10 protein-coding genes are annotated in these 13751 nt (G+C 68.7%); 3 read left to right on the forward strand and 7 right to left on the reverse strand.

The annotated features are described in order from the left end of the window. The first annotated feature begins 76 nt into the window (after positions 1-76). Entirely contained in the window at positions 77-595 is a 519-nt protein-coding gene (locus tag JOD48_RS00640) for a PadR family transcriptional regulator (RefSeq protein ID WP_191791208.1), read from the forward strand. After that, entirely contained in the window at positions 502-1971 is a 1470-nt protein-coding gene (locus tag JOD48_RS00645; protein WP_275581427.1) for a DHA2 family efflux MFS transporter permease subunit, read from the forward strand. The genes JOD48_RS00640 and JOD48_RS00645 overlap by 94 nt, the downstream gene beginning before the upstream one ends. A 273-nt stretch (positions 1972-2244) precedes the next feature. Here JOD48_RS00645 and JOD48_RS00650 read toward each other — a convergent pair whose 3' ends face one another. Both JOD48_RS00650 and dnaB read right to left on the reverse strand, forming a co-directional pair. Beyond that, positions 2245-5652 (reverse strand): AAA family ATPase, encoded by a 3408-nt coding sequence (locus JOD48_RS00650; protein ID WP_239527306.1) that lies wholly within the window; start codon positions 5650-5652, stop codon positions 2245-2247. Positions 5653-5923: 271 nt separating this feature from the next. Further along, a complete protein-coding gene (dnaB, locus tag JOD48_RS00655) occupies positions 5924-7300 on the reverse strand; it encodes a replicative DNA helicase (protein ID WP_056654050.1) in 1377 nt (458 codons plus the stop codon). Positions 7301-7799: 499 nt separating this feature from the next. On the opposite strand from dnaB, the gene JOD48_RS00660 reads away from it, so the two are divergent. Then, entirely contained in the window at positions 7800-9104 is a 1305-nt protein-coding gene (locus JOD48_RS00660; RefSeq protein WP_204810202.1) for an MATE family efflux transporter, read from the forward strand. A gap of 120 nt (positions 9105-9224) precedes the next feature. Here the strand turns inward: JOD48_RS00660 and rplI are convergent, their stop codons facing one another. The 5 genes from rplI to JOD48_RS00685 all read right to left on the reverse strand — a co-directional run bounded on the left by rplI (position 9225) and on the right by JOD48_RS00685 (position 13699). Next, entirely contained in the window at positions 9225-9674 is a 450-nt protein-coding gene (gene rplI / locus JOD48_RS00665) for a 50S ribosomal protein L9 (protein WP_138827012.1), read from the reverse strand. A 17-nt stretch (positions 9675-9691) separates the two neighbouring features. Next, positions 9692-9928 carry a 30S ribosomal protein S18 gene (gene rpsR, locus JOD48_RS00670; RefSeq protein WP_030152654.1) on the reverse strand — a complete coding sequence of 79 codons (237 nt, stop codon included), beginning with the start codon at positions 9926-9928 and terminating at the stop codon, positions 9692-9694. Between the two features lie 97 nt (positions 9929-10025). After that, on the reverse strand, positions 10026-10562 hold the full coding sequence (locus JOD48_RS00675) for a single-stranded DNA-binding protein (protein ID WP_191791218.1): 537 nt from the start codon (positions 10560-10562) through the stop codon (positions 10026-10028). A 148-nt stretch (positions 10563-10710) separates the two neighbouring features. After that, positions 10711-11001, reverse strand: coding sequence for a 30S ribosomal protein S6 (gene rpsF / locus JOD48_RS00680; RefSeq protein ID WP_030152648.1), 291 nt, complete (start codon positions 10999-11001; stop codon positions 10711-10713). Positions 11002-11158: 157 nt separating this feature from the next. Continuing rightward, positions 11159-13699: a transglycosylase domain-containing protein gene (locus JOD48_RS00685; RefSeq protein WP_204806729.1), complete on the reverse strand. Its 2541-nt coding sequence runs from the start codon at positions 13697-13699 to the stop codon at positions 11159-11161. Positions 13700-13751: the final 52 nt, after the last annotated feature.

A 13751-nucleotide genomic window follows, 5' to 3' on the forward strand; every position in this document is an offset into this window, starting at 1 on the left:
CGAGCGCTGCCGCCGCCCTGGGATGCACCAGCAGCTCGCGTTCACCGTCCAGCCTAACCTAGGTTAGGCTGGACGGGTGACGATCAAGATCTACGCCCTGAGCGTCCTGCGGAACGGCCCGGCCCACGGCTACGAGCTCAAGAGCCGGATACGGCGCCCGTCGATCGCGCCGGTCAACAACAACTCGCTCTACCCGGCCCTCAAGCAGCTGGAGCGCGACGGCGCGGTGACCAAGTCTGTCGAGCAGCAGGAAGGGCGCCCGGCGCGCAACGTCTACGCCATCACCGAGACCGGGCGCGGCATGCTTCACGACCTCGTGTCCACACTGCCGCGCGAGCTGGCGAGCGACGACGAGGAGTTCTTGCTCCGCGTCAGCTTCTTCGACGAGCTCCCGGTACCGTCGCGCCTCGGCGTCCTGGGAGTGCGACGGCAGATCGTCGAGCACGCGCTCGCTCAGGTACAGGGCCTCCTGGCCGAGGCCCCGCGGGACCCGGCCCTGCCATGGCGGCGCCGCGCGCAGGAACAGCTGGTCGATCGCCTCTCCCAGGAGCTGCGCTGGCTCGACGACCTGCGCAACGAAGCGGAACGGTCGTGACCGTCGACGGCGCGGACACACGCCCCGGTGCCACGAGGATCGGCCGAGCCGCACGCTACGGACTGCTCATCGGCCCTTCCCTCAGCATGCTCGACTCGAGCATCGTCAACGTCGCGGTCCCGGACATCGCCCAAGACCTCCGCGCCGGGCTCGACACGGTCCACTGGGTCGTCTCCGGCTATCTGCTGTCCCTCGCCGTAGGACTGGCACTGACCGCGTACGCCTCACGCCGCTTCGGCACGATGCGTGTCTACCTGGTCAGCATGGCGCTGTTCGTCGCCACCTCCGCCGTGTGCGCCGTGGCCCCGAGCATCGAGCTGCTCGTCACCGCTCGGGTCGTGCAGGGCTTTGTCGGCGCTCCCCTGGTCCCGCTGGCATTGAGCATCCTGATGGGCAAGGACGGCCTGAGCGGTGGCAAGGTCCCCGTCTCGGCCGCCGTGGTGCTGTTCCTTGCTCCCGCCCTCGGACCGTCGCTCGGTGGCCTTCTGATCGGCGCCGGAGGGTGGCGGTGGGTCTTCCTGGTCAACGTACCGGTGGGCGCGGCCGGACTGCTTCTCGCATCGCGCCTGCGCCACCTCGGAACGCGGGCCAGGGCAGAAGCCCGGTTCGACGCGATCGGGTTCCTCGTGCTGTCGGCCGGCCTGGTGACCACGCTCCTCGGGGCCACGCGCGGCTCCGCCGGTGGATGGGGCAGTCCCGCACCGCTGACGCTGGTCGTCGCAGGGATCGGGCTGCTCGCCGCGTACGTCAGAACCGCGTCCCGGCGAAAGGACCCGCCGGTACGCCTCGACGTCGTCCGTAGCGGTCAGTCGCTCCTCGCGCTGGTGCTCCAGGTGCTCGCCTCGATCATCGCCTTCGGAACCGTGTTCCTGATACCGGTGTTCACCCAGCAGGTGCAAGGGCACACCGCTCTTGCCACGGGGCTCGCCCTGATCCCCCAGGGCATCGTCATGGGCCTGGGAACCGCACTAGGTCAGCGCATCTCGACACACATCCCACTGCGAACACTGGTGACACTCGGGTTCGCCGCGCTCGCCGTGTCAAGCGGCGTGATGCTGCTGCTCACGCACGACACACCGTTGTGGGTCACCGCGATCATGCTGTGCGGCCGCGCCCTCGCCGCGGGATTCGTCACGACGCCGCTGCTCGCCGCCTTCCTCGCGCCACTCAGCGAGAACGACCTTGCCGACGGCAACACCCTGTACAACATCACCCAGCGGCTCGGCGGTGCGGTCGGAGTAGGCATCCTCGGCTCGATGGTCGCGACGAGCGCAGACAGCGGTGCGGCACTCGCCGCGTTCCACCAGGTGGGAGCGGTGCTCGTAGCGCTCGCACTCGCAGCGGCCGCCCTAGCCCGGTCGTTGCCCCGCGCATGAGCTCGTCGAGGTCGATCATCACCTTGGGAAACAGGTGCCCGATCAGCGCGGCGCGGAAGCCGCACGATCATCAGCGCGAGTCTCGGCGGTACGGCGTGGCATGAAAAGAAGACCTACGGAGGAGGCACAAGCTGGGCCACATCTCGACATGTCGACGTGCAGCGCAGATTGCGCGGACACGCCGCTGTACTTTACGTGGTCTCGGGCATGTCGCGAGACCACGCAAAGTAGGTACGACCGCGGATTTGGGACCCGAGGTTCTCGTGTATCGACTCAGTCACTCGGTGCGACGTCGCTGCTCGCAACGAAATCGACGTCCCGAAAGACGCGGTCGGCTGCCTTCCTCCCCAGGTCGAGCAGCGCGATGATCTCCGCCTTGCTCATCCTGGTGGTCGTCTGGAGCTCCGCGGCCCGGCGCGCGACAGCCAGGCGCTCGGGCTGCGCTTCGGGCATCTCGTAGAACCGCGCATCGGCGAGCAGGTCCTTGACGGTATATGCCGACTTGCCAAGAATCGCCGCTATGTCATCGAGCGTGCACCCTTCACGCTGAAGCGCGAGGGCCTCGGCCGCCTCGGCGGCACGAGGCAGGCCAACTCCGGTTCGCGACGAAGCCGCCCGGACGTTCGGCGCCGCTCGGGGCACAGCCTCGGGAGCGCCGTCGACGGTGTCGGACCGCGCGGGACGCAGGCGCATGGGTGCTGGCATCACAGGCGCCTCCCCTGGGACCACAGTGAGGAAGTCGGAAACCGAGATCACCGGCTTGCCGTACTGGGCCGCCTTGCGTGCCTTACCAGACTGAGTACCAAGCTCGGCAACGACCAGAAGGTCGCACCGCGTCTTGGTGACGTTGTCCACGGGAACGAGACCGATGCGTTCCGCGTGCTCGTTCAACTCCGCACGCGAGAGAGGCGCACCATCGAGGCCGATGGCGTCACCTGTGAAACAGACGCGCGCACCGCGGAACACCGCCGATGGAGCACCTGCACCGCCGCGGGATGCGATCTCGGCGCCGAGGTCCGCCCCGAGCATCGCCGTGAGCAACCTCAGTCGCTCGACGACGGCGGGTGACAACCCGGCGGACTTCTGCGCCACAGATGCAAGTCGAGCCGCGACGACTTGTCGGATCATCTCGTTGCCTACCGCCGGCTCGGGCGGGGCGGGAACGCCGCGAAGAATCGCATCGCTGACGGTGCGACTGGCGCTGAGGAGTGATGCCAGCGCAGGTCCTGCATCGGGCACGGTCACCGTGTCACGCGTCAGCAAGTACGACGCCTGATCCTCGGCGTTCGCGGTCTCGAAAGCAGCCCCGCCGTCTCCGCCGTCGCGCAGGTGGATGGCGAGGGAGGCTCGAGCGCGACGGAGCGCAGACGGCGCGGCGAGCTCCGCCGTCTCGTCACCCTTGGCGTGCCCAGGATCGACGACGACACCTGGTGGGAACGGACGGACGTTCCCGAGCCTCTTGAGCTCCCAGTCGACGTAGCCCAGCGTGCGGTCGATGTCGACCCCTACCGGCACAGCGCCGTCGAGGAGCCGCGCCAGGACCGACCACGTCTGGGCGAGGTTCGGCGCCAAGGTGATGTCGTCGACCCCGATGTCGAAGGCCTCCCGCGCTCCGGTCAGGTCACGCTCAGGGTTGACGAGCGTCGAGATCTCGGTTCCGTCGTCGAAGACCAGTGCGATCTCGACGGGCCTCGGCTTCGAGCGGACGTCGTCGTCTCCGACGAGCAGGGTCGCGATCGCGACGTGGCGGTGCGCCTCCGTTCCCGAAGCCGTAGCAAGGAAGCGGACTACGCGCCGGTCGGTCTGGAGGTGGCGTGCCTCGACGGGGCGGTGGAGCACCAGCCCTTCCATCGAGGTGCAGCGGCTGAGCGCGACGTACGCCTGCCCGAAGGTGAACGTGCCTCCGGACAGGTCGACGACCAGGCGGTCCAGCGTGAGTCCCTGGCACTTGTGGATCGTGACGGCCCAGGCGAGCTTGAACGGCAGCTGCGTGTACCGACCGACGACCTCGCGCGACATCGCACCATCGATGAACTGGGGCTCGGTCACCTCCCACGTGTGCGGGGTGACATCGACGACGTCGCCGTCATTGAGCTGCACGACGACGGTCTCGCCGTCCACCCTCTCGATACGCCCGATCGTGCCGTTGACCCAGCGGTCGGCCGTGTCGTTGTTGAGGAGCATGACCTGCGCCCCGACCTTGAAGACCACCACTTCCTCGACGGGGCTGTCGAACTGGGACGTGTCACCCCACGTCGTCGCCCTACGGCTCAAGGCTTCTCCCGGCAGGCGCTCCAGCGCGGCCCGGTTGCGGGAGGTCACGATGGAGTTCGTCGGGGCGACGGTCAACCAGAACTCGTCGGACGGCGGCTCGAACGCGGCGTCCGTGCGGGTGTTGAGATCAGCCCGCATCTCGTCGGCGAGAAGTCCCTCACGGACGGCGTTGAGCAGACCGGTCAGGCGGTCGTCGCCGAGCTGGCGGAACACCTTCGTGAGCCCCACCGTCGGGAACCGATCGCGCGAGAAGGCTCGCGCAGAGAAGAAGTACTCCGTCTCGTACCGCGACGCGAGCCACTCCTTCTCCCGCTCGGGCACGACGGGCGGCAGCTGGAACAGGTCGCCCACGAGCACGATCTGCACGCCGCCGAACGGCTCGCCCGGGTGTGGGCCGAAGCGGCGCAGCGCGATCTCGACCTGGTCGAGGAGATCCGCCCGCACCATCGACGCCTCATCGATGATCAGGGTGTCCATGGCCCGGATCTCGCGCGCGAACCGGCGCGGCCGGTAGTCGCCCGTCGCGACGTCGTCGAAGGTGGTGCTCGCCCCGAACGAGAACAGGCGGTGGAGGGTGAGGCCGTCGACGTTCAGCGCGGCGATCCCCGTGGGCGCCGCGACGACCACGCGGCGCCGGGTCGACTCCATGAAGTGCCGGATCAGCGTCGACTTCCCGGTCCCCGCCTTCCCCGTCAGGAACATCGAACCGCCAGAGGTGAGGATCGCCAGCGCCGTCTCGAACTCCTCGGTCAGCTCGATGCGCTTCGGCGGGACCACTGACGCCGTCGCGTCGTGACCCGTCGGCGCACACGAAGCCTGTGAGACGTCGATGACGTTGACAGGCAGGAGTTCGACGACATCCCGCAACGGTCCGTCATAGCCGTGGCGCCCGAGGCCGACGACGACGACCTCACGCCCGGCATCGTCGATGCCGACGTCACCCACTCGCGGTGGCGTTGCCGGTCGCCACGCGAACGCGTACCCGCGGCGGTCGTCCTGCGGCGCAAGATCGGTGGCCCACGCGGGGAGATCGGCTGCGGGTTCCGGGTGGGACGAGGTGGTGCCGAGGTACTCCACCTGGACGATGACGGGCTCGGCAGCGCTCAATGCTGAGCCAGTACCTCTGCGCGAGGCGTCGATGGCGCGAAGGAGTGCTTCAGCGGCTCCCGCCTGCTTCCTCCGGAAGTGAAGCTGCACCGTCGGACCATCCCGCTCGATGGTGATCGAGCCGTTGGCGAGGAGTGTCGCCGCCTTGAACCGCACCCGCTCGATCCGGTCGAGCGAGATCACGACCTCGCGCGCACCGAGCGCGCCACGACCGGGCAGGCTGGTCGCGCTGACGATGACCGACCTCTCGTCGACGGACACCCGTACGCAGTACAGGTCGAAGTTGCTGGTCTCCGTCAACGCTCGTCTCCCTTGTCTTGCGCACCGACCGGCGCCGAACGGCGGTGTACCCCGCTCCCACAACCGGGTTCCGGGGCACCGGAGGAGTATGGCAGCGGGCCGACGGCGGCATCAACGCTCGATCAGCAAGACTCGGCCCGCGACGGCCGTGAGGAGCGTGCGACGCGGCTCGTTGACCACCCTCGTCGAACAACAGGGGAGAACCAGGGCCAAGCCGCCCAGACGGAGGATCGTGCACTCCAGGCTGCACGTCGACAACACGACAAGTGCGTCAGACCTGCATGTCCACGAACCGCGCGTAGTGCCCCTGGAACGCGACGGTGATCGTGTCGGTCGGGCCGTTTCGGTGCTTGGCCACGATCAGGTCTGCCTCGCCGGCTCGCGGAGACTCCTTCTCATAGGCGTCCTCGCGGTGGAGAAGGATGACCATGTCGGCGTCCTGCTCGATAGAGCCCGATTCACGCAAATCTGACATAGCGGGCTTCTTGTCCGTGCGCTGCTCAGCGCCACGGTTCAGCTGCGAGATCGCGATGACCGGCACCTCGAGCTCCTTCGCGAGGAGCTTGAGCGCACGGGAGAACTCGGAGACCTCCTGCTGGCGGGACTCGACGCGCTTGCCCGACGTCATGAGCTGGAGGTAGTCGATCACGACGAGCTTGAGGTCGTGCTTCTGCTTGAGCCGACGGCACTTGGCGCGGATCTCCATGAGGGACATGTTGGGCGAGTCGTCGATGAAGAGCGGCGCCTCGGAGATCTTGCCCATGGTGCCCGCGAGCTTCTGCCAGTCGTCCTCCCCCATGGAGCCGTTGCGCATCTTCTGCAGGTGGATGCGCGCCTCGGCAGCCAACAGACGCATCGTGATCTCGTTGCGGCTCATCTCGAGCGAGAACACGACGGACGTCATGTTGTGCTTTATGGAAGCACTCCTAACAATATCGATTCCCAGCGTCGACTTGCCGATGGCCGGGCGTGCCGCGATCACGATCATCTGCCCGGGGTGCAGCCCGTTGGTCAGCCGGTCGAGGTCGGCGAAACCCGTCGGCACCCCGACCATGCCCTCGCCGCGGTGCCCCGCGGCCTCGATCTCGTCGACGGTCCCGCCGATGACCTCGCCCAGGACGATGTAGTCCTCGGCGGTACGTCGCTCGGTCACGGCGTAGACCTCGGCCTGCGCGTTGTTCACGACGTCGTCGACGTCGCCGCCGTCGGTCGCGTACCCGAGCTGCACGATGCGCGTCCCGGCCTCGACGAGGCGGCGCAGCACGGCCCGCTCGCGCACGATGCGTGCGTAGTAACCCGCGTTGGCCGCGGTCGGGACCATGGCCATGAGGTCGTGGATGTAGGGCGCGCCACCGATCCGGCCCAGCTCGCCGCGGCGCGTCAGCTCGGCGACGACCGTGATGGCGTCGGCGGGCTCGCCGCGCCCGTAGAGGTCGATGATGACGTCGTAGATCGACTCGTGCGCCGGCTTGTAGAAGTCGGTGCCACGGATCTGCTCGATCACGTCCGCGATGGCGTCCTTGGACAGGAGCATGCCGCCCAGGACGCTCTGCTCGGCCGCGATGTCCTGCGGCGGGGTGCGGTCGAACCCGGGACCGCCGCTGCCTGCGGGTGGTCCGAAGCTCGACTCGAGCTCGTCGATCGACATGCGGGCCCCTCACTCCCCCGGCATGGCCGGGTATCGTCCTGCGTCGCACATCTGTTCTACTCCGGCCCACCGACACGTCTTGAGCCCGCGTCGTCGAGGGGTGTCGTGTGGTGCTGCACCGTCGACCGTCCGTAGGCCCGAGCATGCACGACTCAGCGACAGTAGATCGCGCTTCCATCCCCCGCAAACGACCCTGTTCACAGAGGTGTGGACAGCCTGTGGACAGACCCCGCCAGCCTGTTCACAGCCATGTGGACAACCATGTGGACAACTGACGAGTTGTCCCCTGTACACGCCCATGAGCAGCCTGTTCACTAGGCTCAGGGGTGTGGACGAAAGAAATTCCGGCGACACGCCGCACGCACGCCAGCCAGCTCCCGGTCAGCCCTCCGACGCCGGTCGTTCACCCCGTTCACCCGAGGACCGCTCCCCGGTCACCGACGGCGCTCCGCACCGGCCGCCGTCGTCCACAGGGGACGGGCCCCCCAGCCGTCGCCTCATCGACAAGCAGATCCTGGCCCTCGCGGTGCCGGCCCTGGGGGCGCTCGTCGCGGAGCCGATCTTCGTGCTCGTGGACAGCGCCGTCGTCGGGCACCTGGGGACCGCCGAGCTGGCCGGGCTCTCCCTGGCCTCCACGGTCCTGCTGACCCTCGTGGGACTGTGCGTCTTCCTGGCGTACGCGACCACGGCGGCCGTGGCCCGGCGCATCGGCGCGGGCCACCGGCGCGAAGCCCTCCAGTCGGGGATCGACGGCATGTGGCTCGCGCTCGGCCTGGGCCTGGTCCTCGCGGCGACCCTGTGGATCGGGGGCGGCTGGGCGATCGGCGCGATGGGTGGCACGGGCGAGGTGGCCGGGCATGCGCTGGTGTACCTGCGCTGGTCGGGCCTGGGCCTGCCCGGCATGCTCGTCGTCCTGGCGTCCACGGGCGTGCTGCGCGGCCTGCAGGACACCCGCACTCCCCTCTACGTCGCCGCGGGCGGCGCGACGTTCAACGCCGTCCTCAACGTCGTCCTCGTGTACGGCGTGGGCCTCGGCATCGCGGGCTCGGGCATCGGGACGGCCGTCGCGCAGCTCACCATGGGCGCGGTGCTCGGCGTCGTCGTCGTGCGCGGTGCCCGGCGCGAAGGCGCGTCCCTGCGCCCCGCCGCGGGCGGCATCTGGTCCAACGCGCGCGCGGGCGCGCCGCTGTTCGTGCGCACGCTCTCGCTGCGCCTCGCGATCCTCCTGACGGTCTTCGTCGCGACCGGGCTCGGGGAGGTCACGCTCGCGGGCTACCAGGTGGTCGCGTCGGTGTGGGGGCTCGCGGCGTTCGCGCTCGACGCCCTCGCGATCGCCGCGCAGGCCCTCGTGGGCCACGGCCTGGGCGCGGGTGACCGGTCGCACGTCCGTTCGGTGCTGCGCCGAACGCTCCAGTGGGGCGTCGCGGCGGGCGCGCTGCTGGGCCTCGTCATGGCCGTGGGCGGCTGGTGGTTCTCGCTGTTCTTCACGTCCGACCCGGACGTCCGCACCGCCGTCGCGCTCGGCATGGCCGTGTGCGGCCTGCTGCTGCCCATGGCGGGGTGGGTGTTCGTCCTGGACGGCGTGCTCATCGGTGCCGGGGACGGCCGCTACCTCGCGTGGGCGGGCATGGTCACGTTCGTCGTGTACGTGCCGTTCGCGCTGGCGGTCCGCGCTCTCGCGCCCGACGGCGCCGCGGGCCTCGCGTGGTTGTGGGCGGCCTTCGCGGGGGTCTTCATGGCGGCGCGCGCGCTGACCACGGGGCTGCGTGCGCGCAGCGACCGGTGGATGGTCACCGGGGCGTGAACGTTCTGACAGACCGGTCCAGGGAACGCCGACGGCCCGGCCCCCTCCGCAGAGGGGACCGGGCCGTCGGGTGAGATCTCCGATCCATCCATCCCTCACGGGACAGGGGCGATCAGTCGATCAGGCAGCCACCACGTTGACCGCGATGTTCGCCGAGACCTCGGCGTGCAGGCGGATGGTGACCGTGTACGAACCGGTCGACTTGATCGGCTGGCCGATCTCGATCTTGCGCTTGTCGACGGACGGGCCGCCGGCAGCCTTCACGGCCTCGGCGATGTCACCGGTGGTGACGGCACCGAACAGACGGCCGCCCTGGCCCGCCTTGGCCTGCACGACGACAGGCTTCGACTGCAGCGAGTCGCGCGTCGCCTTGGCCTCGTCGAGCGTCGCGATCTCGCGAGCCTTGCGAGCCTTGCGGATCGCAGAGATCTGCGACTCGGCACCCTTGGACCATCCGGTCGCCAGGCCACGGGGCACGAGGAAGTTACGGGCGTACCCGTCCTTGACCTCGACCACGTCGCCGGGCTCGCCCAGGCCGGTGACCTCGTGGGTCAGAATGAGCTTTGCCATGTTCTATCCCCTCTCGATCAGCGTGCGGACGACGAGTACGGCAGGAGCGCCATCTCGCGAGCGTTCTTGACGGCACGTGCGATCTGACGCTGCTCCTGGACGGAGACGCCGGTCACGCGACGGGCACGGATCTTCCCGCGGTCGGAGATGAACTTCCGCAGCAGGGTCGTGTCCTTGTAGTCGACCGACTCGATCTTCGCCGACTTCAGGGGGTTGGACTTCTTCTTGGGCTTGCGCACCACTGGCTTCGCCATGGTGTTGCTCCTTCACAAGGTGCTATCCCCGGCCGGGGTGGGTGCCGTCGTCGGGCACCTGCCCCGCCGGGAAGGGTTTGTCTGGGGTGAGCGGTGACTAGAAGGGGGGCTCGTCCGAGAACGAGGACCCACCCGACGACGCGGGGCCAGCCGTGGCCCACGGGTCGTCGTTGTTCTGCTGGCCACCGCCGGAAGCGCTGAAACCACCGCCGCTCGAAGCACCGCCGCCGCCGAAACCGCCGCCGCCACCGAAGTTGCCGCCGCCCGAGCGCTGGGCCCGGGTGACCTTCGCGGAGGCGTACTTCAGGGAAGGACCGATCTCCTCCACCTGCAGCTCGACGACCGTGCGCTTCTCCCCCTCGCGGGTCTCGTACGAACGCTGGACCAGACGGCCCTGAACAACCACGCGCATGCCCTTGGTCAAGGACTCGGCGACGTTCTCCGCGGCCTCGCGCCAGATCGAGCAGCGCATGAACAGCGTGTCGCCGTCCTTCCACTCGTTGCTCTGGCGGTCGAAGGTGCGCGGCGTGGACGCCACGGTGAAGTTGGCGACGGCAGCCCCTGCGGGGGTGAAGCGAAGCTCCGGGTCCCCGGTCAGGTTTCCGACCACCGTGATGACGGTTTCACCAGCCATGCCAGCTCCTCATTGTTCGTTGCGTATCGAAGAAACTTCGAAGGGGATGACCCCCGTCCGCGGACATCCCACCACGTGCCACTGACGGCGCCCATGAGGACGCGCAGAGCACCGGGACGGCGCGAGGGAAGTCAGAAAGTGCGGGTGATCAGCGAGCGTCGGTGCGCAGGACCTTCGTGCGCAGGACGACCTCGTTGAGGCCGAGCTGACGGTCCAGCTCCTTGGCCGTGTCCGACGTCGAGGTGAAGTCGACGACGGCGTAGATGCCCTCGGACTTCTTGTTGATCTCGAAGGACAGGCGGCGACGGCCCCAGATGTCCACCTTGTCGACAGTGCCACCGTCGGTCTTGATGACCGTCAGGTACTTGTCGAGCGACGGAGCAACGGTGCGCTCCTCGATCTCGGGGTCGAGGATGATCATCAATTCGTACTGACGCATGCGGTTAACCCACCTCCTGCGGACTCAGCGGTCACGGTCTCTCCGTGACAGGAGGGTTGTGCGTCGCTGTGCCGTCCCCGCACTGATGGCAGCACGGATCGAGACACAGCAAGATCCCAAGGTACCCGGTCAGGGCCGGGGTCGGGAAATCTGGGTGCTACCCCTGGGGCGGGCCCTTGGAGACGACGAGGGTGACCGTGCTGCCCGGTGGGACCTTCTGGCCGGCCCCCGGCTCCACCCGGATCACCTGCCCCTTGGGCAGCTGGCTCTCCTCCTCGCGCACGGTGGAGACCAGGTTGGCACGTCGGATCACCGCCTCGGCAGCGCCTTGCGCCTGGCCGGTCACCTCGGGCACGACGACCTCGTTGGTCGGCAGGTTGTTCGGGTCCTGCCCCTTCGAGACGACGACCGCCACGGTCGTCCCCGGCGCGGCGGGCTGCCCCGCGCTGCCCACGCGGATGACGACGTCCTTCGCGACGTCCGCCGAGTACTCCTCGGTGAATGCCACGCGGAAGCCCAGCGCCTCGAGTGCCGCCCGAGCATCGGCCTTCGACCTGCCGACCAGGTCGGTCGGGATGGCTGTCTGGGTCTCAGGCTGCTCGGGCTGTTCGGGCTCGTCGACCGGCGGGATCTCCGTGGGGACCTCGCTCGGCGTCTCGGTCGGGACCGGCTTCTTGGGCGTGTACTGCGGGAACTCCTGCACCTCGGCGTACTGCGGGAGCGCGATGACGCCCTCCATGTACTGCGTCCAGGCGTCCACGGGCCAGGTTCCACCCGTGATGGACTTGCGGTAGTACTCGCCGAAGGGCTCGATCTGCTCCTGCGCCTGCGTCTCGGGGTTGGTCTGGTAGAGGCCGACGATGGTCGCGAGCTGGGGGATGTACCCGGTGAACCAGGCCGACTTGTTGTCGTTCGACGTTCCGGTCTTGCCCGCCACGGGCCGCTTGAGCGCCTTGGCCGGCGCACCCGAGGCGCCCTTGGCCTCGACGACCTGCGTCATGGCGTAGGTCGCGGCTGCCATGGTGTCCGGCTCGAAGACGCGCTCGTTGCGGCCCGCGGGCTCCCAGATCTCGGCGCCGCTGCTGAGCAGCTTGACGGACTGCACGACGTGCGGGGTCGACTCGAAGCCCTGCGCCGCGAACGTCGCGTAGGCGTGCGCGAGGTCGATCGGGTGGACCGAGGCCGTACCGAGCACGTTCGACGGGACGGGCTTGAGGTCCATGGTGTCGGCCGGGATCCCGGCCTTGACGGCCGCTTCGACCGTGGCCTCGGGGCCGACCTCCATGTTGAGCGCCGCGTAGACCGAGTTGATCGAGTTCGCGGTGGCCTTGACGAGGTCGACCTCACCGAACGTGCCGTTGTCGAAGTTCTTGACCCCCTTGCCCTTCTCGTAGAACCCGGGCACCTCGACGTCGTTGTTGCCGTCGTACCTCGCCGACAGGTCGATCCCCTGCTCGAGCGCCGCCACGAGCGTGAACGGCTTGAAGGTCGATCCGGCCTGCGCGATGCCGTCCGTCGCGGAGTTGAACGGCTTCGTCACGAAGTCCGGCCCGCCGTAGATGGCCTTGACCGCACCGTCGGCCGAGTCGATCGAGACGATCGACGGGCTCAGCCCCGCGTTGGCCGGGTGCTCGCCGTCTCGCGGGATCGTGCCCTCGGCGGTCGCGACCGCCAGGTCCTGCATGGCCTTGTCGATCGTCGTGACGATCGTGTAGCCCTTGGTGAACAGGTCCTCGGCGTCGCGGCCCGAGTTGGCCCACTCGTCCTGGACCATGTCCAGGAGGTAGCCCGCCTGGCCGCCCTTCGTGTTGGTGGCCGTGGCCTTCGGCAGGAGCGTGTCGACCGGGAAGGCGGCAGCGGCCTTCTCCTCCGGCGTGATCAGTCCCTGCTCACCCATGCGCCGGATCACGCGGTTCCACTTGGCCTCCGCGGTCTCGGGGTTGACCGCGGGGTCGTAGTTGTTCGGGCTCGGGATGACGGCCGAGATGAGCGCGGCCTGCGAGAGGGTGAGGTTGGCGGCCGGCACGCCGAAGTACGCCTGTGCCGCGGCCTCGATGCCGTGCGCGCCACGACCGAAGTAGATCGTGTTCAGGTAGTTCCCGAGGATCTCCTTCTTGTCCTCCTTCTGCGTCAGACGCAGGGCGAGCATCGCCTCGCGGAACTTGCCCGCGTAGCTGGAGATGGTCTCGTCGGAGTAGTAGCGCTCCGCGTACTGCTGCGTGATCGTCGACGCGCCCTGGCGCGGACCCCCGGTGACGTTGTTCAGCGCGGCGCGGGCCATGCCCTTGATGTCGACCCCGGAGTTCTCCCAGAACGTCGCGTCCTCGGACGCGACGACCGCGTTCCCGACGTACTCGGGCAGGCTGTCGAACGGGACGATCACGCGGTTCTCGACCTGGAAGGTCCCGATCTCGGTCACGCCGTCGGCGTAGTAGACGGTCGTCTTCTGCTGCTTCGCGTAGGCGGCTTCCTCGGGGACCGTCGTGGTGGCGTAGGCGGCGATGACGATGCCGGCGACCAGCGCGACGCCGGTCAGGAAGGTCCCGAGCAGCACGCGCCACGACGGGAGCCAGCGACGGAAGCTCTTGACGTGGGATCGGGGGTAGTTGAAGAAGCGACGCTTGCGCGCCGTGGTGCCCGTCCGCGCTGTGCTGGCGGTGCGCGCCGTGCCCTTCGTCTGCCTCGCGGAGCTCGCCACGGTTCACCTTCCTCTGGGGGTCACTTCAGGTCCGGACCGGACCGCGCTTCGC

The organism is Oerskovia paurometabola, assembly GCF_016907365.1.
Classification (GTDB): domain Bacteria; phylum Actinomycetota; class Actinomycetes; order Actinomycetales; family Cellulomonadaceae; genus Oerskovia; species Oerskovia paurometabola.